Annotated in this window: 20 protein-coding genes; all 20 read right to left on the bottom strand. The window is 31.5% G+C overall.

The window, feature by feature from the left end; genetic code table 11:
• Nucleotides 1-14 precede the first annotated feature (14 nt).
• The gene (gene priA, locus N4A55_RS08670; RefSeq protein WP_293755211.1) at nucleotides 15-2,246 is read right to left on the bottom strand and encodes a replication restart helicase PriA; all 2,232 of its coding nucleotides are present in this window, start codon (nucleotides 2,244-2,246) and stop codon (nucleotides 15-17) included.
• 161 nt (nucleotides 2,247-2,407) lie between these two features.
• On the bottom strand, nucleotides 2,408-2,653 hold the full coding sequence (gene rpoZ, locus N4A55_RS08665; protein WP_293755210.1) for a DNA-directed RNA polymerase subunit omega: 246 nt from the start codon (nucleotides 2,651-2,653) through the stop codon (nucleotides 2,408-2,410).
• Nucleotides 2,654-3,286 (bottom strand): guanylate kinase, encoded by a 633-nt coding sequence (gmk, locus tag N4A55_RS08660; RefSeq protein ID WP_293755209.1) that lies wholly within the window; start codon nucleotides 3,284-3,286, stop codon nucleotides 2,654-2,656. It lies immediately after the preceding gene.
• A 49-nt stretch (nucleotides 3,287-3,335) separates the two neighbouring features.
• Nucleotides 3,336-3,614, bottom strand: coding sequence for an extracellular matrix/biofilm regulator RemA (gene remA / locus N4A55_RS08655; protein WP_443083827.1), 279 nt, complete (start codon nucleotides 3,612-3,614; stop codon nucleotides 3,336-3,338).
• A gap of 89 nt (nucleotides 3,615-3,703) precedes the next feature.
• Complete coding sequence (locus N4A55_RS08650; protein ID WP_293755208.1) at nucleotides 3,704-4,579, bottom strand: YicC/YloC family endoribonuclease; 876 nt, start codon at nucleotides 4,577-4,579, stop codon at nucleotides 3,704-3,706.
• Between the two features lie 156 nt (nucleotides 4,580-4,735).
• Nucleotides 4,736-5,512 (bottom strand): DeoR/GlpR family DNA-binding transcription regulator, encoded by a 777-nt coding sequence (locus N4A55_RS08645; protein WP_293755207.1) that lies wholly within the window; start codon nucleotides 5,510-5,512, stop codon nucleotides 4,736-4,738.
• Between the two features lie 89 nt (nucleotides 5,513-5,601).
• Nucleotides 5,602-7,101 (bottom strand): xylulokinase, encoded by a 1,500-nt coding sequence (locus N4A55_RS08640; protein ID WP_293755206.1) that lies wholly within the window; start codon nucleotides 7,099-7,101, stop codon nucleotides 5,602-5,604.
• A 209-nt stretch (nucleotides 7,102-7,310) separates the two neighbouring features.
• A complete protein-coding gene (locus N4A55_RS08635; protein WP_293755205.1) occupies nucleotides 7,311-8,357 on the bottom strand; it encodes a substrate-binding domain-containing protein in 1,047 nt (348 codons plus the stop codon).
• Nucleotides 8,358-8,399: 42 nt separating this feature from the next.
• Nucleotides 8,400-10,316, bottom strand: a complete 1,917-nt coding sequence (locus N4A55_RS08630; protein ID WP_293755204.1) for an NAD(P)/FAD-dependent oxidoreductase — start codon at nucleotides 10,314-10,316, stop codon at nucleotides 8,400-8,402.
• A gap of 41 nt (nucleotides 10,317-10,357) precedes the next feature.
• Nucleotides 10,358-11,533, bottom strand: a complete 1,176-nt coding sequence (locus N4A55_RS08625) for a Gfo/Idh/MocA family protein (RefSeq protein WP_293755203.1) — start codon at nucleotides 11,531-11,533, stop codon at nucleotides 10,358-10,360.
• A gap of 80 nt (nucleotides 11,534-11,613) precedes the next feature.
• The gene (locus N4A55_RS08620; RefSeq protein ID WP_293755202.1) at nucleotides 11,614-12,033 is read right to left on the bottom strand and encodes a cupin domain-containing protein; all 420 of its coding nucleotides are present in this window, start codon (nucleotides 12,031-12,033) and stop codon (nucleotides 11,614-11,616) included.
• A gap of 102 nt (nucleotides 12,034-12,135) precedes the next feature.
• A complete protein-coding gene (locus N4A55_RS08615; RefSeq protein ID WP_293755201.1) occupies nucleotides 12,136-13,167 on the bottom strand; it encodes a substrate-binding domain-containing protein in 1,032 nt (343 codons plus the stop codon).
• Nucleotides 13,168-13,221: 54 nt separating this feature from the next.
• Nucleotides 13,222-14,190, bottom strand: a complete 969-nt coding sequence (locus N4A55_RS08610; RefSeq protein ID WP_293755200.1) for an ABC transporter permease — start codon at nucleotides 14,188-14,190, stop codon at nucleotides 13,222-13,224.
• 28 nt (nucleotides 14,191-14,218) lie between these two features.
• On the bottom strand, nucleotides 14,219-15,697 hold the full coding sequence (locus N4A55_RS08605) for a sugar ABC transporter ATP-binding protein (RefSeq protein WP_293755199.1): 1,479 nt from the start codon (nucleotides 15,695-15,697) through the stop codon (nucleotides 14,219-14,221).
• Nucleotides 15,698-15,730: 33 nt separating this feature from the next.
• Nucleotides 15,731-17,047: a hypothetical protein gene (locus N4A55_RS08600; protein WP_293755198.1), complete on the bottom strand. Its 1,317-nt coding sequence runs from the start codon at nucleotides 17,045-17,047 to the stop codon at nucleotides 15,731-15,733.
• A 164-nt stretch (nucleotides 17,048-17,211) separates the two neighbouring features.
• Entirely contained in the window at nucleotides 17,212-18,267 is a 1,056-nt protein-coding gene (locus N4A55_RS08595; protein ID WP_293755197.1) for an alcohol dehydrogenase catalytic domain-containing protein, read from the bottom strand.
• 12 nt (nucleotides 18,268-18,279) lie between these two features.
• Nucleotides 18,280-19,305: a Gfo/Idh/MocA family oxidoreductase gene (locus N4A55_RS08590; RefSeq protein ID WP_293755196.1), complete on the bottom strand. Its 1,026-nt coding sequence runs from the start codon at nucleotides 19,303-19,305 to the stop codon at nucleotides 18,280-18,282.
• A 238-nt stretch (nucleotides 19,306-19,543) separates the two neighbouring features.
• Nucleotides 19,544-20,494, bottom strand: a complete 951-nt coding sequence (locus tag N4A55_RS08585) for a shikimate dehydrogenase family protein (RefSeq protein ID WP_293755195.1) — start codon at nucleotides 20,492-20,494, stop codon at nucleotides 19,544-19,546.
• A gap of 19 nt (nucleotides 20,495-20,513) precedes the next feature.
• Nucleotides 20,514-21,464 (bottom strand): phosphotriesterase family protein, encoded by a 951-nt coding sequence (locus N4A55_RS08580; protein WP_293755194.1) that lies wholly within the window; start codon nucleotides 21,462-21,464, stop codon nucleotides 20,514-20,516.
• Between the two features lie 8 nt (nucleotides 21,465-21,472).
• Nucleotides 21,473-22,123, bottom strand: a complete 651-nt coding sequence (locus tag N4A55_RS08575; protein ID WP_293755193.1) for a bifunctional 2-keto-4-hydroxyglutarate aldolase/2-keto-3-deoxy-6-phosphogluconate aldolase — start codon at nucleotides 22,121-22,123, stop codon at nucleotides 21,473-21,475.
• Nucleotides 22,124-22,133 lie beyond the last annotated feature (10 nt).

Genomic DNA, 22,133 nt, shown 5'->3' with positions numbered 1-22,133 from the left:
TTCAGTTATATTATCTAATATGAAATCAATGGGTTAATATCCATTTGTATTGAAATGTCTTTGTATTTAATACTAAGTCTTTCCATATATCTATTAATGAATTGCATCAACTCCTTATATCCTATACTTCTTAACAAAATTACTCTTCTATAATTATTTTTAATTTTAGATACATTAGCTGGTGATGGACCAATAACTTCCAGCCCCAGTCTAGGTGCAACTAATAATATATCATTTTTTAATTCATAAGATCTTCTAATTAACTCTTTTTCATTAGTGGATTGAATTAACAACACTAACAAATTCGAGAATGGTGGATACTTCATAACTTGCCTATACTGAATCTCCGCTTCATAAAATCCAATGTAATCTTGTTCCTTTGACTTGGCTATACTATAATGTTCTGGAGTATAGGACTGAATAATAGCTGTTCCCTGTAGGTTGCTTCTACCTGCTCTGCCTGTTACCTGTGTCAATAATTGAAATGTCCTCTCCGAAGCTCTGAAATCACTCATATAAAGAGATAAATCAGCTGCTATAACACCAACTAGTGTCACATCAGGGAAATCATGACCTTTTGCAACCATTTGAGTACCTATAAGTATATCTGCTTCACCATTTCTAAACTTCCCTAATATTGTATCATAACTTTTTTTTCTTGTAGTCGTATCAAGGTCCATTCTTAAGACCCTTGCTGTAGGAAACTCCTTTTTTACATAAGATTCTACTTTCTCTGTACCTATTCCAAACTGCTTGATGTATTTTGAATTGCATGAAGGGCATTTACTAACCATACTAATTGTTTTACCACAATAGTGACATATGAGTTTATCCCCAAAAGCATGATATGTATATGGTATATCACAACTATCACATTTAATTACATACCCACATTGTCTGCAAGATATAAATCTTGAATAACCTCTTCTATTTAAGAACAAAATGATCTGTTCTTTATTGAATAATTTACTCTGTATTTCATTTCTTAGGGTATCACTAAATATTGATTTATTTCCATTAATCAATTCTTCACGCATATCAATAACCCTAACATCCAACTTATTAGTTGAAGCTGCTTTCTCTTTTAATTCCAATAAAGTATATTTACCATCCTTAGCTAAATAATATGATTCCAGAGATGGTGTAGCCGAACCAAGTACAACATGAGCACCAGTCATCTCACCTCTTTTGATGGCTACTTCTCTTGCATGATATTTGGGTGATACCTCTGACTTATAACTCATTTCGTGTTCTTCGTCAATAATTATCATGCCAAGATTTTTAAATGGAGTAAAAACCGCCGATCTCGGACCTATCATAATAGATATATCACCGTCTCTTGCTCTTCTCCAACCATCATATTTTTCACCAGCGGATAGCTTACTATGCATTACACCCACCTGATTACCAAATCTTGATATAAAATTCCTAACTGTTTGAGGAGTTAAAGCTATTTCGGGTATCAATACTATAGCCTGTTGCCCTTTCTCTAGAACTTTATCTATTATCTGCATGTATACTTCGGTTTTTCCACTACCTGTAATACCATGAATTAAATGTACCTGACTCTCCTTATTCAAATTACTCAATACCTTGTTAATAACTATTTGCTGCTCCATATTAGGTAATTTGTTTTTACTTCTTCTTATATTATTAACATTATATGGTTCTCTATAAATACGTTCTGAATTAATTTTTATGATTCCTTTTTTCTCTAAGTTCAAAAGTACTGTAGGAGATACATCAGCTTTTTTAATTATAGCACTTTGCTTACATCTTTCACAAGTAAGCAAGTGATTTGAAGCTCTACTTAAAGCCTTATAATTTTTGCTATCCCACATTTTTATATATGATTTCAGCTCGTCAGTATCTATTATTCTAATAATTTCTTTTTGTGTCTTTTCATTCACTTTTTTATTGATTGGAACTAATGTTCTAAGAGCTGATATTATGGTGCATGCATATCGTTCTTTCATCCAAACAGCTAATTTGATTAGATGAGCTTCTATGGACATGTTCATTGACGCTACACCTGTAATGTCTTTAATCTTATCCACGTCAAAGTTAGGTTTATCAGTAAACCCTATTACATATCCTTTCAAATTTTTATTTCCTTTACCAAAAGGTATATTAACAACAGTTCCAATTACAATCTTTTGCGTCAGATTGTCGGGAACATGGTATTGAAAAACTTTATCTAATTTTGAATGAGATATATCAACAATAATATCTGCATATTTATTCATATAATCTTCCTTTTATGTAAAACTCATATAAAATAATCATTATTTAGTTATTATAACATATGAATAACCATATAACAACGTAATAGCCTTCTTAAAAAAAGAACTTATATATAGTATAAAAAATCTCTACAAGTGCATAAAAAAAGGGGGTATCCCCCTTTTTATTGATCATCCTCAGCTATATCATGTGATACTATATCAATTTTACCTTCATAAAGTTCATTAACTGCATTTGATAAGGGCTTAGTATAATTATTAGTTGATAATACTTCGTCCCCACCAATAATCTCCCTAGCTCTCTTTGCTGAAGCAATAACAATTGAGTATCTGCTTTTTAGTTTTTCTTCATCACTACTCATTCTGTCATTGATTGTTGTCATTAAATCTGTATAAGATGGATGTAACATCTATATCTCTCCTTTCAAAAGCTCTGCAAATTCATCTTTTAATCTTTCTTTTAGTTCACCATTTCTATTAGCTCTTTTGTGCTCTGCATTAATAATTGAATTAATATCTTTTGCACATTTTTGCAAATCATCATTAATAACTATATAATCATATTGATTGATAACTTCTGCTTCTTCATATGATCTCTTAAGCCTTTTATTAATAATATCAGAACTTTCTGTTCCTCTTTTTTCTAATCTTGCTTTCAATTCAGCTACACTTGGTGCTGTTATGAATATTAATACTGCATCGTCATATTGCGCTTTCACATCAAGAGCTCCCTGCATTTCAATCTCAAGAATCACATTCTTGCCTTGCTCAAGATTATTTTCAACAAATCTTCTAGGTGTACCATAATAATTATCGCAATAGGATGCCCACTCTATAAGTTCATTATTATCTATCATTTTTTCAAAGTCATCTCTAGTATCAAAAAAATACTCTCTTCCATTTTCTTCATACTCACGTGGTTTTCTAGTAGTAGAAGATATTGAAAGAATATAATCTCCTTTTGATAAAAGTTCTTTAACTACAGAACCTTTTCCAGCGCCTGAAAAACCTGATATAATTATGAGTATACCCTTTTTATTCATCTAATCACCTTTAATTATGTTTTTTGTTATTATTTTAGTTCTATATATGCTATAGCATACTTTTTTTATCCTCTTCAATTAAATCCGAATTATCTTTTATAAGTCTTTGTCCTACTGTTTCTGGTAGAATAGCAGATAATATAACATGACCACTATCCATTATAATAACAGCTCTGGTTTTTCTGCCATATGTTGCATCTATTAATTTCCCATCATCCCTGCCATTCTGGATAACTCTTTTTATAGGTGCGGATTCTGGACTAATAATTGCAATTATTCTATTAGCAGATATAATATTTCCAAAACCAATATTAACCATTTGAATCATTATTTTAATCTCCCTTACTATATATACTGAATTAAATATTTAATATGATTAGGTTATCTAACTCAACATAATTATAGAGTATAGTATACTTATTCAATATTTTGGATTTGTTCACGAATTTTTTCTATTTCTGTTTTTAGTTCTAATCCATTAGTAGAAACTTCAATGTCATTTGATTTTGATAAAATTGTATTTGATTCCCTATTCATTTCTTGCAAAAGAAAATCAAGTTTTCTACCAATAGGAATACCTTTTTCCAAAGTACGTCTCATATGTTCAATATGACTCTCCAGTCTAACAATTTCTTCATCCACACAACATTTATCAGCAAATATAGCAACTTCTACAGCAAGTCTTGCTTCGTCAATAGAGCTATTTAATAAATCACTTATTCTATTTTCTAATTTAACTTTGTACTCTTCAATAACATATGGTGCTCTAGTTTTGATATTGGAAACTAAGTTATTAATAGTGTCAAGCTTCTGTATTATATCCTTTTTTAATAATTCCCCTTCTGTCGTTCTAGTAGAAATAAGATTCTCTATAGCTATTGTCAATGCCCTCTTCATTAGGTTCCATAATAGCTCTTCATCAACATCCTGTTCTTCTATTGCTATGACTTCAGGATACCTAGTAATATTAGATACTTTTATATCATTATCAAGTTTAAATTTCTTACTGATGATATCAAAGTACTTTAGGTATTGTCCTATCAAATCTTCATTAAGTTTTATACATTCATTCCCTTCAGAATTATCTTCATAAGAAATAAATATATCGACCTTTCCTCTAGATACTTTTTTCTTGACAAAGTTTCTAATACTATTTTCTAGAAAGCTTATTTTCTTTGGCATTCTAACATTAATATCACAATATCTATGATTAACAGATTTAATTTCAATCGTCATTTTTCTATCATTAGATACATATTCTCCTCTACCAAAGCCTGTCATACTTTTTACCATATAATCACTCATTTCTTAGATATGAGCTAAAATCTAATATTTTAATTCATATTTATTGATATCATTTATATGGTATTATACCCTACTATAAATATCTAGTCAACGGGTAGCTAAAAAACAAAAAAAGAAGGAGATATAATCTCCAACTTAACTTTTTCATTTAACTTTTATCACTTTTGTAACCTTACACATATAATTATAATCCTCATCTTCTATCTGGTCATCAGTTATTACAATATCAAAATCAGAAATATCAGCAAACTTTGAAAAAGATTTTCTTTTGAACTTAGTACTATCACAAACTAAATATTTCTCTCTAGCACATGCTATCATCTGCTGTTTTATTGAAGCTTGATTCATATCTGGAGTATAAAGACTCATCTTAGCATCAACTGCATTTGTAGCAATAAATGCCTTATCTACAGAGATTTCTGATAATATCTTATTGGCAAATGGACCTAATGTACAGTGAAACCCTTTTCTTAACATTCCACCTACTAAGATTACATTTAAGCCTGTTACTTCTTCAAGTTCTAATGCAATTTCGATATCATTTGTAATAATTGTAATATTTCTTTTTTCTGTTAGTAAAGTAGCTAATTGGTAAGTGGTAGTTCCTGTATCAATAAGTATAATATCTCCGCTATCAATTAGTTTCAATGCTTCTTTGGCAATCAAATATTTAGCTGTATTATTTTTAACTTTTTTTTGCTCCGTATTTAGTTCTAATCCTGAATTTTGAATACTTATAGCACCGCCGTGGGTTCTTATTAAACGGCCTGCTTTTTCAAGCTCATTCAAATCATTTCTGATTGTTGCAGTAGAAACTTTAAATAAATTACTCATTTCAGGAACATATATTTTTTCTTTTTCATTAACCATTTTAATGATTTGTTCCTTTCTTTCTTCTGCAAACATTGGTTTTGAATCCATTCAATCCCCCCTTTTTATAGTCTATTAGCATTCTATCAGCTTCTGATATTTTTTCAAGTATTTTATTTGTTTTTTGTTGTTATCAAGTTCTAATACATGTTTTCAAGTAATTCAATATATCTAATATACCTTTTATATTGTTCTAAGTATACCATATATTCTTGTTCATTACTACTTATAGTGTTTTTTGTAGAAATAAACCTCTGAATGGTTGTTTCTATATCTTGATACAAACCAACACCATAACCGGCAACAACTGCACAAGCTAGGGTAGCAGAATCAGGTCTATCCATAGGAATATAATTGCAGTTTAATACACTAGCTTTTATCTGAGCAAATAATGAACTCTTAGCTCCTCCTCCAACTCCATAAATAGTTTTCAAATTAACTTCATTAGATAATTTATATAATGTATTTGTGTAAAACTTATATTCAAAGGCTATGGATTCCATAATGGATTTAAAGAGAAAACCTCTTGTATGGAACCAATTCATATGCAACCAAGACCCTCTTATTCTAGGATTATTCGGACATGTTCTGCCAGAAAAATGCGGAATAAATATTAGTCCATCTGAGCCTGCTGGAACCTGTGACGCTTCTTGGTTTAGATCATCAAAGGATAATCCTACTTGATTAACAACACTATCTTTAAACCATGCAAGACACTGGCCACCTCCACCTACATAGGCTAATGGCGTCCATAATCCATCAATAATAGACCTGGCATGTATAAGAGTCTTATTTTCTATATCTGGAATATACTTATCAGTGCAACAAGCGAAAACGGATGCTGTTCCTGCAATATCTACAGCTATAGAAGGTCTAGTCCCCCCTGCTCCAAGTATAGTAGCCGCTGTATCGCCACAACCAGCTATGATTTTAGTTCCTACTGCTAGTAAAGAATCATTAGAACCTTTCTCTGAAACTTCACCCACAATATCCCACGGATTACATATTCTAGGCATTTTTTCTATGTCCACATCAAAATAATTTAGTAACTGGGTAGACCATTCTTTTTTATTAACATCTCCAAAACCAGAAAAATGCAGATATGTATAATCTATATAAGCATCCTCCCACTTCATATCGACTAATCTTCCAGCTACATATGTTGTTAACATAATGAATTTTTTTATACGAGAATATTCATTAGGTCTTGTCTTTTTTCTCCATATTATTTTAGGTCCATGTGCATAGCTTATGGGTGCACCTGTTATTTTAATTATTTTTTCTTCACTGTACGAACGAATATAATCCATATAAACTTCACAACGATTATCTAACCACGAATCATAATTTCCAACAGGTTGGAATCTGTCATCAATTCCCATAATACCTGCCATTTGTCCATCCATTCCTACTGCAACAATATCTTTTGGTTGAATCTTAGAGTGTTCAATTATTTTTCTTATACCTTGCACAACAGATTGGTAGATAATCTCAGGGTCTTGTTCAATACCGCCATCGTCTAAATATATCAAATTAGATGATACAAAGGTTTCCATAATATTATTACCATCTTCAGAGAATAATACAACTTTTGTTCCTTGTGTGCCAATATCAACACCTATTATATATTTTGTTTTCATTTTTTCCCTCCCAAGCATTATCAACTTAATCTTATGTAAATCTTCACCATATATAATGTATACAGAGTTTTTCACATTTTACTAATGGGGCTGTAATCATAATACATTTTTGTAAAGACTATAAATTTTGTAAGTCAGTCTATCTATTAACCTTTAATAAATGTATTATCCCACAGCCCCATATTTTTTATAGTAGGAGAAATAAATTATTAATATTTTGAGTCTTTATTGTAATAATTCTTTGCGTTATCTAATGTAATAGGCTCAGCTGATAATATGATTTCTCTTGGAATACCTGGTTCATATAATTCAGTAAATCCTTGTCCTGTAACTAGCATTTTAGCTATTTTTACAGCACTTCCACCTTGCAATGGAGAATATGAAAAACTTGCTGAGATACTGTCATCACCATCCATCATTAGCTCTAATACACTTTTATTACCTCCGACACCAGTAACGAGCATTTCTCCTTCACGTCCAGAAGCTTGTATCGCTGCCAATATACCTAGTGACTGTTCATCATCTTGAGAATATACTGCATCAATCTTATCATGTGCTTGTAATAGGTTCTCCATTTCTTTTAGTGCAGGCTCTCTAGCAAAATTACCTTGTCCTTGAGCAATGATTTCAATATCTGGGTAATATGCTTCTAGTGTTTCATGGAATCCTTCTGTTCTAAGTACTTGTATTTCAGAAGGTGCACATAGCATCTCAACTACATTTCCAGAACCATTAAGTTTCTGTCCAATATAATGAGCCGCTTGTATACCAACTGCTTTGTCGTCACCATGTATGAATACATCATAACTTTCACTATTAATTCCACGAGTTAATACAACTAGTGGAATACCTTGTGAGTATAATTGATCACATATAGGTGTAACTGGAGCTGACTCTAATGGAAATACTACCATAGCGTCTGGCTTTTTTGTTAATAAGTCTTCAATATCTGCTACTTGTTGAGCAGGTGTACTAGCAGTAGTTATTGTTACATCAAATTTGTCTGTATCAATACTAGCTTCTTTTTTAGCAAAATCAATAACAGCTGCCACCCATTGGTTATCAGGACCTGGTAATGAAACACCAATTGTATATTTCTCTCCAGGTTGTTTTGTTTCTTTTTTATCTTCCTTAGTCTCAGTATTATTATTTTCTGTTTCAATATTATTAGTAGTAGTATCAGATGTCTTACTGCTACATCCAACAAAAGAGAATATTAAAACCATAACAAGTAATATAGTCATTATTTTTTTCATATAAAACCTCCAAGTTATTTTTTATTACTATTTACCTTATCTTTAAATACTTAATCCTGTTTCATAACCTTCTCTAATTGCAAAATACCCATTTCTTACTTTTTTTGCATCTCCAATAATTCGTACGTCTATATCCTGTTTTTCAAGCTCATTCATTTCAATAACAGAATCATAACCTATAGCATAAACGATAGAATCATAATGTCCTAGATTAATTTTTTCCTCATTACTTAGTACAATTAGTTCTTGATCATTAAAAGTATCTACAATTGTATTAGTTAATAAAGTAGCTCCATTTAATTCGAGGTCTTTTAGTAAAAACTCACGTACAGCACTTTCATAGTCATCAAGCAAAGCATCTCTACGAATTAAAAGTGTTACATTATGATTGTGTGCTGCTAAATGATTTGCTGTTTCAGCTGCAACAGAACCGCTTCCTACAACAGCAACTTTTTCACCTGGTATCTTCTTCCCTGATAAAATATCTGTAGAACTAAAATACTTATTCGATTGTTTATACTCTCTTGGCAATCTTTCTTTTGCTCCAGTAGCAATTACAACAACATCAGGTTTGTCTATAAGTAATTTTTCCTTAGTCATAGCTGTGTTTTTATGAATATTAACTTTTAATTTGTCTAGCTGATATTTTGCCCAAACCGTAAAAGCGTTAAGTTCTTCTTTATTAGGAGGAACTGCCGCTAACAGCCATTGTCCACCTAATTGATTACTTTTTTCATATAAGTGTACATCATGGCCTCGCTTTGCTGATACGATAGCTGTTTCCATTCCAGCAATACCTCCACCAATAACATAAACTAATTTTTTTGTAGATGCTTTTGATATTGTATATTCTTTTTCATTTCCTGTTCGTGGATTTAGTGTACAGCCAATGGGTTTGTTAACAAAAAGTCTAGCCGAACATCCTTGTCTGCAACCTATACAACGAATAATGTCATCATAGCTTTGTTCTTTTGCTTTATTAGGCAACTCGGGGTCAGCCAGTGATCCTCTACCCATAGCCACCAAATCAGCTTTGTCTGATGCAATAATCGAATCTGCTATAAAAGGGTCATTGATTCTACCAACAGCAATAACAGGTATATTAACAACTTTTTTAATCTCAGCTGCATAATCAGTCATGCTTCCATGTCTTTCAAATACAGGAGCGGCTATACTACTACCTGATTTGAATACACCAAAAGACGCATGTATTGCATCAACACCAGAGGCCTCTAATATCCTTGAAATTACTTTTGTATCTTCTATGGTTAAACCTCCACTTACTAGCTCATGAGAAGAAATTCTGCATATTACAGGATAATCTTTTCCTGCTTTGTCTTTAATATTCTTAATAACTTCTCTCACAAACCTAGTCCTATTCCATATAGTACCACCATATTTATCAGTTCGCTTATTAGAAAATGGAGATAAAAAGGTATCAATTAAGTAACCGTGTGCACAATGAACTTCACACGCATCAAATCCAGCTTTTTTACCTCTTAGTGCTGCATCACCGAATTTTTGTATTAAATCTTCAATTTCTTCGATAGTTAGTTCTCTAGGAATATCTGGCATAGTTGGATCTTTAATAGGTGATGGTGCCTCAGGTACATCTCCTAATATATCATAAGTGGTCTCTCTTCCTGCATGGTACAATTGTAATGCTATTTTTGAATCATATTTATGTACATGATCAACCATCTTTTTTAATGGTGCAATATGTTCGTCGTGCCAAATACCACCATTATATTTCCATCCTCTACCTTTTGGTGTTACAGCAAAGTTAGCAGTAATAATTAAGCCCCATCCACCTTTTGCTCTTTCTACAAAATAATCTTCTAATTGATTAGTTGCCATACCATTTTCTTCACAGTAATTTGTTACCATTGGTGGAACTACAAATCTATTGGGTATAGTTAATTTTCCAATTTTAATTGTTTCAAATAATTTACTAATCATCTTATCTATGTACCCCCCATTCTAATAAACTTAGATCTTTATTACATCTCATCAACTTTTTGCCAAGTTTTTGTATCAGTTGATTTCATAACTGCATCTAAAACTTGATTACCTTTCCATCCATCATAAAAATTAGGTGTTACTTCTTTGTTTTCTTTAATTCCTCTGAAAAAGTCAGCGAATTCATTTACAAAAGTATTTTCATAACCAATAATATGTCCAGGTGGCCACCAATTAGCTATATAAGGATGACAATCTTCGGTTACCATAATTGATTTGAATCCTTGAATTTCTTTAGGCTCTTCTAGATCAAAATATTGAAGTCGATTCATATCTTCAAACTCGAAGATAATAGTTCCTTTTTCTCCATTAATTTCTATACGATTAAAGTTTTTTCGTCCTCCAGCAAAACGTGTTGCTTCAAAAGTACCTAAAGCACCTTTTTTGAATTTTGCTAGAAATGAACAGGCATCTTCAACAGTTACATCAACCATTTTAACATCTTCACTAGATCCATCAGCTTTTAACATAGAATTCAATTTTTTTTCAACTACTGGTGATGGTCTTTTCTTAATAAAGGTTTCTTTCATTCCCACTACTTCGTCAATCTCATCACCTGTCATAAACCTAGCTAAATCAATAATATGTGCATTTAAATCTCCATGAGGTCCTGAACCAGCAATCTCTTTATTAAGCTTCCATATAGCTGGGAAATTAGGATCCATAATCCAATCTTGTAAATAAACTGCTCTAACATGATATATTTTTCCAAGTTTACCATCTTCAATCATTTTTTTTGCAAAAGCTGCTGCTGGACATCTTCTATAGTTGTGTCCAAGCATATTGATAACACCAGCTTTTTTTGCTTCTTCCATCATTTCTTTTGATTCTTCTGCGTTCATAGCTAGTGGTTTTTCACAAAAAACATGCTTCCCTGCTTTAATAGCTGCTATGGCAATCTCTTTGTGATTTATAGTTGGTGTTGCTATATCAACTACATCAATATCATCTCTTTTTATTATTTCACGCCAATCTGTACAGTATTCTTCCCAGCCAAAATCTTCAGCTGCTTGTTTAACTAAATGCTCTGTTCGTCCACAAATGACTTTTTTCACAGGTTCAATTCCATCTTTGAAGAAAAATGGAGCTGCATCAATGCCATAACTATGTGCTTTCCCCATAAACTTATACCCAATTAGAGCTATATTAAGTTTCATTGTTAAACCCTCCTATATAAATGTTGAATTAAGCCATTACTGCTTAATTCAACACCTACTTTTATTATCATTTTACCTTATCAGCCTTTATCTGCTACATTTTTAAGTGAAGCATTCATAACTGCCTCAACAACAACTATCTGTAAATCTTCACTTCCTATATTCTTGAATGTATGCTTGCTTCCACTTTTAGTTAAGCAGATTGAACCTGGTTTCATAATATGCTTATCCCCATCTACTGTCATCTCCCCAGTTCCTGCAATAACTAAGTAGAACTCCTCATTTTCATTATGAGGATGTAATCCTATGGATGTTCCTTCTGGTAAAGTTGTTACATGAACAAAATTAACTAGTGTCTCAAAATCTTCAGGAAATCCTGGTACTGGTAATGCAGGCTCATAACCTAACATTTGACGAACATATATATATCCTTCTCCTCCATGACATCCTTCAACTGGATAATTAACAATTTCATTTTTGTGTCTTACTACATATGACATAAATAACATCTCCTTTTGTTTTTATATTGTTTTTTATTATTTTATATAAGATAATTTTATTTATGAATATAAAATTATCTATTCACTTATTTATAACAAATATTAATAACTAGAATCTTCATCATAGAATTTTTTAACATTATCAGATGTAACTGTAGAAGCATTTAATATAATTTGTCTAGGTACTTCCTTCTCTAGGGTATCTTCTAAACCTTCACCTTTTGCTAACTTTTTAGCCACTCTTATTGCAGAACCTCCCATTGTAGGTGAATAAGTAAAAGATGCTCTAATTAATTTATTTCCATTTAACATTTCTTGATATATACCTTTATTTCCACCTGCTCCTGTAAGAAACATTTCATCTTGTCTTCCAGCATTTTCTACTGCAAGTTTAATACCTAGTGTCTGTTCATCATCATGTGAATAAACTGCATCAATAGATGATTGTGCTTGCAATATATCTTCCATTGCTTTTAATGAAACTTCTCTTGAAAAATTTCCAGTTGCTCTAGCAACAATATTAATATCTGGGTAGTATTTTTTAATAGTATCGTTAAATCCATCTGATCTTAATTGTACAATTTCACAAGGAACGCCAAGCATCTCAACCACATTACCTTTACCACCTAATTCTTTAGCAATATAATGTGCTGCTGCCCTTCCAATACCATAATTATCTCCTGCTAAGAAACTATTATATTTATCACTGGCTATTCCTCTATCCAAAACTAATAAAGGAATGCCTTTATCATATACAGATTCACATATAGGAGTTAATGGTGCAGACTCTAGAGGTAAAACTACCATTGCATCTAATTCATCTTGAAGTAAATCTTCAATTGCAGCAACCTGAGCTGCTGGATTATCAGATACAACTATTTTTATATCGAATTCTTCTGAATCTTTTTGGGCTTCTTTTTTAGCATAATCAATTATTGCTCCCACCCATTGATTTGCTGGTGAAGGTAAGGATACTCCTATTTTATATTTTCTATCAATCTTTGTTTTTTCTTCACCATCTGATTGTGTTTGCTCCTTATCAGTTGATACCTTTTCAGTACTTTTATTTGACCCACACCCAATTATTAATATTGCCATTACTAAAACCATACTAAAACTAAAAAACTTTTTCATAACACTCACTCCTTTTTGAAATTAAGATTTATATATATGTTTAATATATATCTACTACCTATCTTTTCTTTGCATAAGTACAGCAATTAAGATTATTAATCCTTTTACTGCTCCATTAAGATATGGAGAAATTCCTAATAAGTTCATGATGTTACTTATAATTCCCAATATGAGCATACCAATAATCGTTCCAGATATTCTACCTTTTCCACCGTTTAGTGACGTTCCACCTATGATAACTGCTGTAATAGCATCTAGCTCATATAATATTCCTGATGATGATGATGATACAGATGCAAGTCTTGCAGATTCTATCATTGATGCTAGTCCAATACATAATCCTATTACCATATATGTGGCTATCTTTATTCTATCTACTCTTATTCCTGAATACACCGCTGTCTTTTCGTTCCCACCAATTGCATATATATATGTACCAAATTTTGTATTATTAAGTACAAAATGAGCTATAATAGCTACTATAGCAAATATAATTACTGGAATTGGTACAACTCCAATTTTTCCGTTACCTATTCTTGTAAAAGCTTGATCATTCTTACCAATAAGTGTAGCACCATTTGCAAAATGAATTAACAATGAACGTGCTATTGTACTTACTGCTAATGTAACAATAAATGGAGCTAATTTTGCTTTAGTAATAAAAAGCCCATTCATAATACCTACTAGTATTCCAGCAATACACCCACCTAATATACATAAAACAATTGGTAATCCTTGTGATTGCATTAATATAATAACTCCACCACTTAATGCAAGAACAGAACCTGCGGATAAATCAATACCTCCACCAATAACAACGAAAGTCATCCCAATAGCGATTAACCCCACAATAGATGTTTGCCTTAATACATTCATAATATTTGATACTTGAAAAAATTTATCACTTGAGATAGCTGCAAATACCACCAATACCACCAATGCAAATATAGAACTATTGTTATTCCATAATCTTCTTATATAATTTTTTTTTGTTATGTTTGGTTTGTTTTTTATATTACTCACTTGCAATTACTCCTTCTCTCCGTTTTTATTACTCCCCAATACCCGTTGCAAGAATCATTATATTTTCTTCATTAATTTCATCACCAACAATTTCTCCTCTTATTTCTCCTTGGTGCATGACAAGAACTCTTTGTGATATGGCTAACACCTCTGTTAGATCCGATGATATAACAATAACTGATTTTCCTTCTTCTGCTAATCTATTAATAATGTCATATATTTCTTTTCTTGCTCCTATATCTACGCCTCTTGTTGGCTCATCTAGTATTAATATCTTAGAACTAACAGCAATCCATTTACTTAGAACTATTTTTTGTTGATTACCACCACTTAAGTTCTTAATTTTTTGTACTGTACTCTGGCATTTAACTCTAAAAACGTCAATCATATTTTTAGCCAATATCTCTTCTTTTCTTCTATTATTAAAGATATTTTTACTTTTTAACATACTTACAATGTTAGTATTATCTCTAATACTTCTATCAAGAAATAGACCTGAGCCTTTTCTATCTTCTGTTGCAAAACCAATACGATATTTTATTGCGTCTATAGGGGATTTAATACTTACATGTTCACCATAAACAGAAATTTCACCCTTCTTTGCTTTTCTAATTCCAAATATATATTCTGCTAATTCAGTACGTCCAGCTCCTACTAATCCAGAGATACCTAATATCTCACCTTCTTTTAATTCAAAACTCACATCTTTTAAGAAGTCATCAGAAACATGTTGTACACTCAATGCAATATTGCCTGAACCACTATATTCTTTTTGATTTACTTCTTCAATTTCTCTACCAACCATTAGTTCTGCAATATCTTTTTCAGAAACCTCTTCAATGTCCTTTGTTGTAATATAGGTTCCATCTCTAAGTATAGTAACACGATCACATATTTCTTTTATTTCTTTCAATCTATGGGAAATATAAACAACAGCTACACCATTTTTCTTTAATTGTCTTATTAGTTGAAATAACATTTTTGTCTCATTAATTGTTAATACGGCTGTTGGTTCATCCATAATAATAAGATCAGCATTGTAGGATAATGATTTTGCAATTTCAACTATCTGCTTTTTAGCTATACCCAAATCTTTAACTTTAGCCTTTGGATCAATTTCTTCTAATCTCTCTAATAATTGTTTTGCATCTTTATTCATCTTTTTAAAATCGATCAATCTATTTTTCTTTGGTTCTCGGCATAAATAGATGTTTTGTGCTACTGTCATCTCATCTAATAAATTCAACTCTTGATGAATCATTGAAATACCTTTATGTTGAATCTCTAAAGGTGATAGATGTTGGATATTTTCTCCTTTATAAATTATTTCACCTAAAAACTTGTTATGTATGCCTGTTAATATCTTCATAAGTGTTGATTTTCCTGCCCCATTTTCTCCACATATGGCAATACATTCACCTTTTCTAACATCAAAATCAACCCCATGTAGAACTTCAACCCCAAAGAAGCTTTTGTGAATTTTTTTCATTTCTAGTATTGTTTCCAATTCACATCCTCCTTAAAAAAATTCTTATGCTCATTAGCATTCTTCCATTTCTATACCCAATAATTTTGTTATATAATAAACATCCTTGCTTAGTTTTCCTTTTGCCAAAATAGCATGATGAGAATATAATTTATCCATCATAACATAACCATTATCCACTCTGATAATTCCACCGTTTAGACAGTCAGAATTTGGATATTGCTGATACCCTTCTAACTCTCCTTCAATTACCAGCATCTTTTCGAGTGTAGGATGCATTTGTATTAATGTAACATCTCCTTCTGCCATACGTCCGTCAATAGCAGTAGCGTTGTCATCAACAATACCTAATACTTTTTCTTTTAATACCCATTTACTAGAAAAACATCTAGGTATAAGTCCAAAATAACCACAATGAGCAACTAAAACATGATTTTCGGGATTATCAACTTGTGGAAATTTATCAATTCGTTCATGTTTTAGGGCAGCCATACCCATGAGGAAAGGATATAAGTTTGTCATCATTAATGGTACCCCTAAAGATTTGTAGATAATATATTTGGTTAATAATGACATAGTATCAGCTTCACATGCCCACATTAATTCTTTTTCTTCAAATAATAAGTTCCACGCTAAACAAGGTGTTGTATCAGAGTAAAAAGATTCATTAAGACAGTTAATTCCTGCTCCTATAATACTACTATCATTTTCTACTTCTTTTTTTATAACCATATACATTTTCATGGCACTTGCAAGTCCTTTTTGACATACACCTTCTGTTTCAAATGTTTTTTTACTTAACATAGCAAGTGCTTCTTCATCTGTTATCTTTTTAGCTTCTTCTCCTAGTGCCTGAAAGCTTTTCTTTACAATTGCTATCCCAAATTTATCTAGCATAGTCTTTGCACATTCATCTTCCCACCAATAAAAACGTTTGAAAATACTTGCCTGCATACCTTCACCTGGATCATCTTGAAATACTAAAAATTTTGCACCCTTAAGACTTCTTTTCATTGCTAGTGTTTTACATAATTTCTTAGTTAGCTCAAGATTATAAGGAGCATATGTATCAAGACCATTAGCTTTTAAATATGTCACAATCTCCCAATCCCACATGGCAACTGTACCAAACTCTGATGTCACAGCTAATATTGGTACATCAATTTTCTTTATATCGTTAATAACTTTATACGCTTCTCCTATAAGCTGAGGAAAAATGACTGCATCTACATCTGGTAACGCCTCTCCTACAGCAATTGGTTGTTCAAATTCAGCTACATCTTCAAGCATTCTCTTCAATGCATTTAACTGAATATCAAATTCTTCATCTCTACCTTCTTTAAAATACAATGGAACTAGTTTAGCTTTCATTGTAATACCCTCCTATATATACAAATATAAACAATTGAACTTAATAATTAATTATTATTAAGTTCAATATGTAATTTTATTTTGAATACCAATTTATCATTAATGTTTGAATATTAAGATAAAAATGCTTTGTTAAGTTATTCTGAAAATAATGTTCAAAAATATTATATAAAGCTTATTACATTCTTAAGACCTGTTGCATTTTTTGATGACTCTATTGCCTCATGTATATTTTTTAATTCATATCTATTGGATACAAGAGATTTTACGTCAATTAGTCCTTCCGCAATAAATTGCAGAGTCTTAGAAAACATAGCTACACTTGCTTTTGTGCTTCCTGTTATAACTAATTCTTTGTAGTGAATCAAATTAGTATTAAGTGATACATTTTCTTTATCTTTTGGTAATCCACCAAAGAAATTAACTCTTCCTTCCATAGCCATTAGACCTAGTGCTATTTTCTGAGTAATTGGTGCTGGATTAGCAGTAATACAAACATCTAATCCTTTACCTTTAGTTACTTTCATAATTATATCTTCAAGTTCATCACTATGTACCCCTATAAAACTATTATCTATTTTTTTACATATGTCTAATCTCTCTTTTGATAAATCATTAATCATAACATTAGCAGCACCTGCCATCTTAGCTAGTTTCGCATGCATAATACCAATTGGTCCAGCACCAATAATTAATACATTATCGCCAGGAAATACTCCTACTTTTTGAAATGCGTTATAAACACATGATAGAGGTTCATTTAGTGCAGCTTCTTCTGTTGAAACTCTTTCATCAAGAACAATTACATTTCCTTGTCTAACAGCTGGTTCAGGAATTCTTACATATTCTGCAAAAGCACCATCTATATTAATTCCTGGAGCTTGAAAAAAATCTTGACATAAATGACTTTTACCTGATGAACAAAATTCACATACTCCACATCCCATATTAGGAGCTACAGCTACTGTCATTCCTTCTTGATATTTATTAATATTTTTACCTACTTTTGTTATTGTTCCTGCAAATTCATGTCCCAGTATTCTAGGATTATTTTCTGATATATCTTTATATCCATTCATATACATTCTCAGATCAGTTCCACAAATTGCAGCACTTTTAACTTTTATTAAAATTTCATTATCGTTAATTTCTGGTATAGGGACTTGCTCAATTCTAATGTCTTGTTTACCATACATTCTTGCAGCCAACATTGTATCCATTATATACCTCCATTACATTTTATTAAGATCAATCACTTTTTTTGTTTTTATTGACTGCATACCTGCTTCTACTATCTTTACAGCCATTTTACCATCATGACCTGTTACTTTTGGTTCTTGGTCATTAATAATACAATCAATAAAACTAACATCCTCAGCTGTATAAGCATCCTTAAATAAGTTCATCCAACTATTCATTACTTTTCTTTTCTTACCATTATTAAGACTACAAGTAACAGTATTGTTAGCATTTGTACCACCAATAAATATACAACCTTCAGTACCTAATACTTCTGCTCTTGCATCATATCCATATCGAACTGATGTTGCCCCATCCATTAGTCCTTGTACACCATTCTCAAATTGAATTGCCATAATAACATTATCATAGTAATCTGGATACTGTTCTTTTACTTGAGGTGCTCTATAATTATCAGCTATTCCATAAATTGTTTTAAATTCACTTCCTGCAAGCCATCTCATAGCATCAATATCATGACTATTTACTTCTGCTAATGGTCCATTGCTTTTTGAAATGTCATACATCCAGGGCTTAGGAATACTAGGACCTCTTGTTAATGATTTCACTAAAACAACTTCACCAATTTCACCTGAGTCTATTATTTCTTTTGCTTGCATAAAGCCTTCATCAAATCTTCTCATAAAAGCTATTTGAAGTTTTACATTATTATATTTTGCCTCTTTTATCATTACATCGCATTCTTCTACGTTCATTGCCATTGGTTTCTCACATAGTATATCTTTTCCTGCATTTGCTGCTGCAACAACTATTTCTTTATGATATTTTGTAGGTGATGCAACAACAACTGCGTCAACATTATCATCTTTTAATGCTTCTTTATAATCCAAGTAATATGTACTTATACCAAGTTGTTCACATGCCTTTTTAGCGGCTTCTTCTACTGGGTCACATACAGCTACCATTTCTGCATTAGGGACTTTTGTATTAAAATTATTAGCATGAATCATACCTGCTCTTCCAGAACCAATTAAACATATACCGACTTTTTTACTCATTATACCGCTTCACCTCTTTTGTTCTTTTTCATATTTTATTATTTATTTTTGTTTTATTAAATTATACTATCGTATAGTATTTTTGTCAATATTATATGTGCAAAAAGTTGCTTTTTTATACATTTTTCTATTATTTTTGTGCACTTTATATAAAGCAATTTTTCATGCTTTTTCATTTTTTTTTAATTTTACCCATTTTTTAACATTATTCAACTATTATCCTATAATAATGTATTGATTATCTCATTTCAAAAGCTATCTTTTCACAATGATTTAGCTTTTCTCCAGTTATCTCAATATCAAATACTTCTGCAATAACTTGAGTCCAACCATGAATAAAGTAAATCCAACCATCTTCTATTGTTAATTGTTTTTCTTGTTCTTGTGCTTTTGCTTGATCCATAAATATTAAATTTCCTCGATAATTCAACTCCCATACAAGGCTATTTTCTGGAAACTCAGCATTATTTGTTAATGGGGAGCCTGGTCTATCTTTACCTAAACCTGTTGCATTAATAACCAACGAATAAGGCTTAATATCGCTCAAATATCCATCATTATCCTCTGGTGTTGGCCCAAGTAAGTATTCAAACCTAACTTTGTCATTAATTCCTATTAATTTTTCTTTTGCCGCATCAAGTCTTGGCTGGCTTCTATTTGCTATTACTATTTTTGATGGTACGTCATCTTTAAATTTTTCTCTAGTTAAATGAGAACTTATAGCTAGAGCACTGCCTCCTGCTCCCATTATAAAAACTTCTCCTTTGTTCTCTTCCCAAAATCCAGCCGGAATAAAATTTTCCATAGTAAGTCCACTTGAAATAGGATCTTTTGCATGACCTCTAAGCTCACCATTTCTCTTAGATATACAGGATAACTCTCTAAACCTTTTGGCATGTGGATCAAGATAATCAAACATATCTTCAGTTGCTTCAAACAAGTCTAGTTTATGAGTTGTTACTAATGCACCTAGAGATAATTCATCATTTTTAATAAAATCAACTACATCAATATAATCCTTAGGATCAGCATGTATTTCTATATCAATACCTTTTATTACAGCATCTTCGAGTCCCAAAGCTTCTTTTGCCCATCTTGGAAAAACTTTCATAATAGATGATTTTGTTGTTGTTACACCTATAAAATAAAACGTTGGTTGTGTTGCTTTACCTGGTAATATTACACTCATTTTTAATTCTCCTTTTCAATTATTTCTTTGCTAATGCTTTTTTTGGATTTGCTATTAACAAACTTTTTATTTGCTCATTATTAAAACCATTATCCATCATTTTTTTGATAAAATGTTTTCTTATGTAACTAAGACCTATTGTCCCTTTATAACTCAGCAATCTTGCTCGTGTTGTATCTAATCCTAATAACAAATTATCTATATAACCTTCACTACACATATTTTTAATTAGAGCTATTTCATCTTCATCACTATGGTACTTATATCTTCCTATAGTATCATATTGAAGATATATCCCTTTTTTAGCAACCAAAAGATTTTCCTTAATAGTATCAACTCTTCTATCCATATGAGCTAAAATTATTGAATCAGCACTTACACCAGATTCTAGTAGATAATCCACGATTTCCATACCAGTTTCTGCTCTTTCAATATGACATTGTATTGATATACCTGTTTTTTTTGCAACAGCAGCTGCCGCTGCAAAGTATTTTTTATATGTATTATCAAGTCCTTGTTTGTCACATGCTACTTTGATCATTCCAGCTTTATTGTCAATTTGTTCCCTCGGATAATTAGTATTACAATTAATGAACATTCCTTCTTCAATTTCTTTGTGCATTAACTCTTCAAATTCCCCTTGACTAATTTTATAAATCCAATGTTCTCTAGGATAGAAAATAAGCTTATGAAAGCCTGTAGAAGCAATAATATCTACTTTGCTATTTGATGCTAAATCTATTAGTTTATCTGCGCAACGACCACATCCTATAGGCTGTGCATCAACAATTGCTCTTCCTCCATTATCATAATAATCAGTCAATTCTTTTAATGATTTGTTATAGTCATCAATACATAATACAGGGTTAATCTCAGCAGAATACCCCTTTTCTAGATATATATGTTCATGACATTGACAATGACCTAATTCGTCTATACTTTTATCACCCAAAACTGTTCGTATAAACATCCTTATCACTACCTTACATTTTTTCTTGCTTCGTTTATTCTTTCAATAAATAATTTTGCAGTTTCAACAACTTTATCATAATCACCTGTTTTTGCTCCTGCTGTTAAACTACTTCCAGCTCCACAAGCCACAACTCCAGCATTCACCCAGTCTTTAACATTATCTACATCAACTCCGCCTGTAGGCATCATTTTCACTTGTGGCATTGGTCCTTTTACAGCCTTAATAAATTTAGTTCCTAGCATATCACCTGGGAATACTTTAATTATATCTGCTCCACCTTCCATAGCCTCTACAATTTCTTTCATGGTCATACATCCAGGCATATAAGGTACACGATAGCGATTACATAACTTGGCAGTTTCTTCACTATAGCTTGAACTAACTATATATTGTGCACCACTTAATATAGCAAGACGTGCTGTTTCAGAATCTAGTACTGTACCTGCTCCTAAGATAATATCATCTTCTGAATATGTTTTTGATAGTTTAGCAATAATTTCATGAGCTTGTGGAACAGTGAATGTAATTTCTATAGCTGCTACTCCACCTTTTATACATGCTTCTGTAATTTTTTTTGCTTTTTCTGCACTTTCAGCTCTAACTACTGCCACTAAGCCTACCTCAGATATTCTCTTAATTACTGTTTCCTTATCCATTTTATTGACC

The sequence above is a fragment of the Vallitalea sp. genome (assembly GCF_025211055.1).
GTDB lineage: Bacteria > Bacillota > Clostridia > Lachnospirales > Vallitaleaceae > Vallitalea.
The sequence above is the reverse complement of the archived record's forward strand: the minus strand, read 5'-3'. Positions and strand labels throughout refer to the sequence as shown.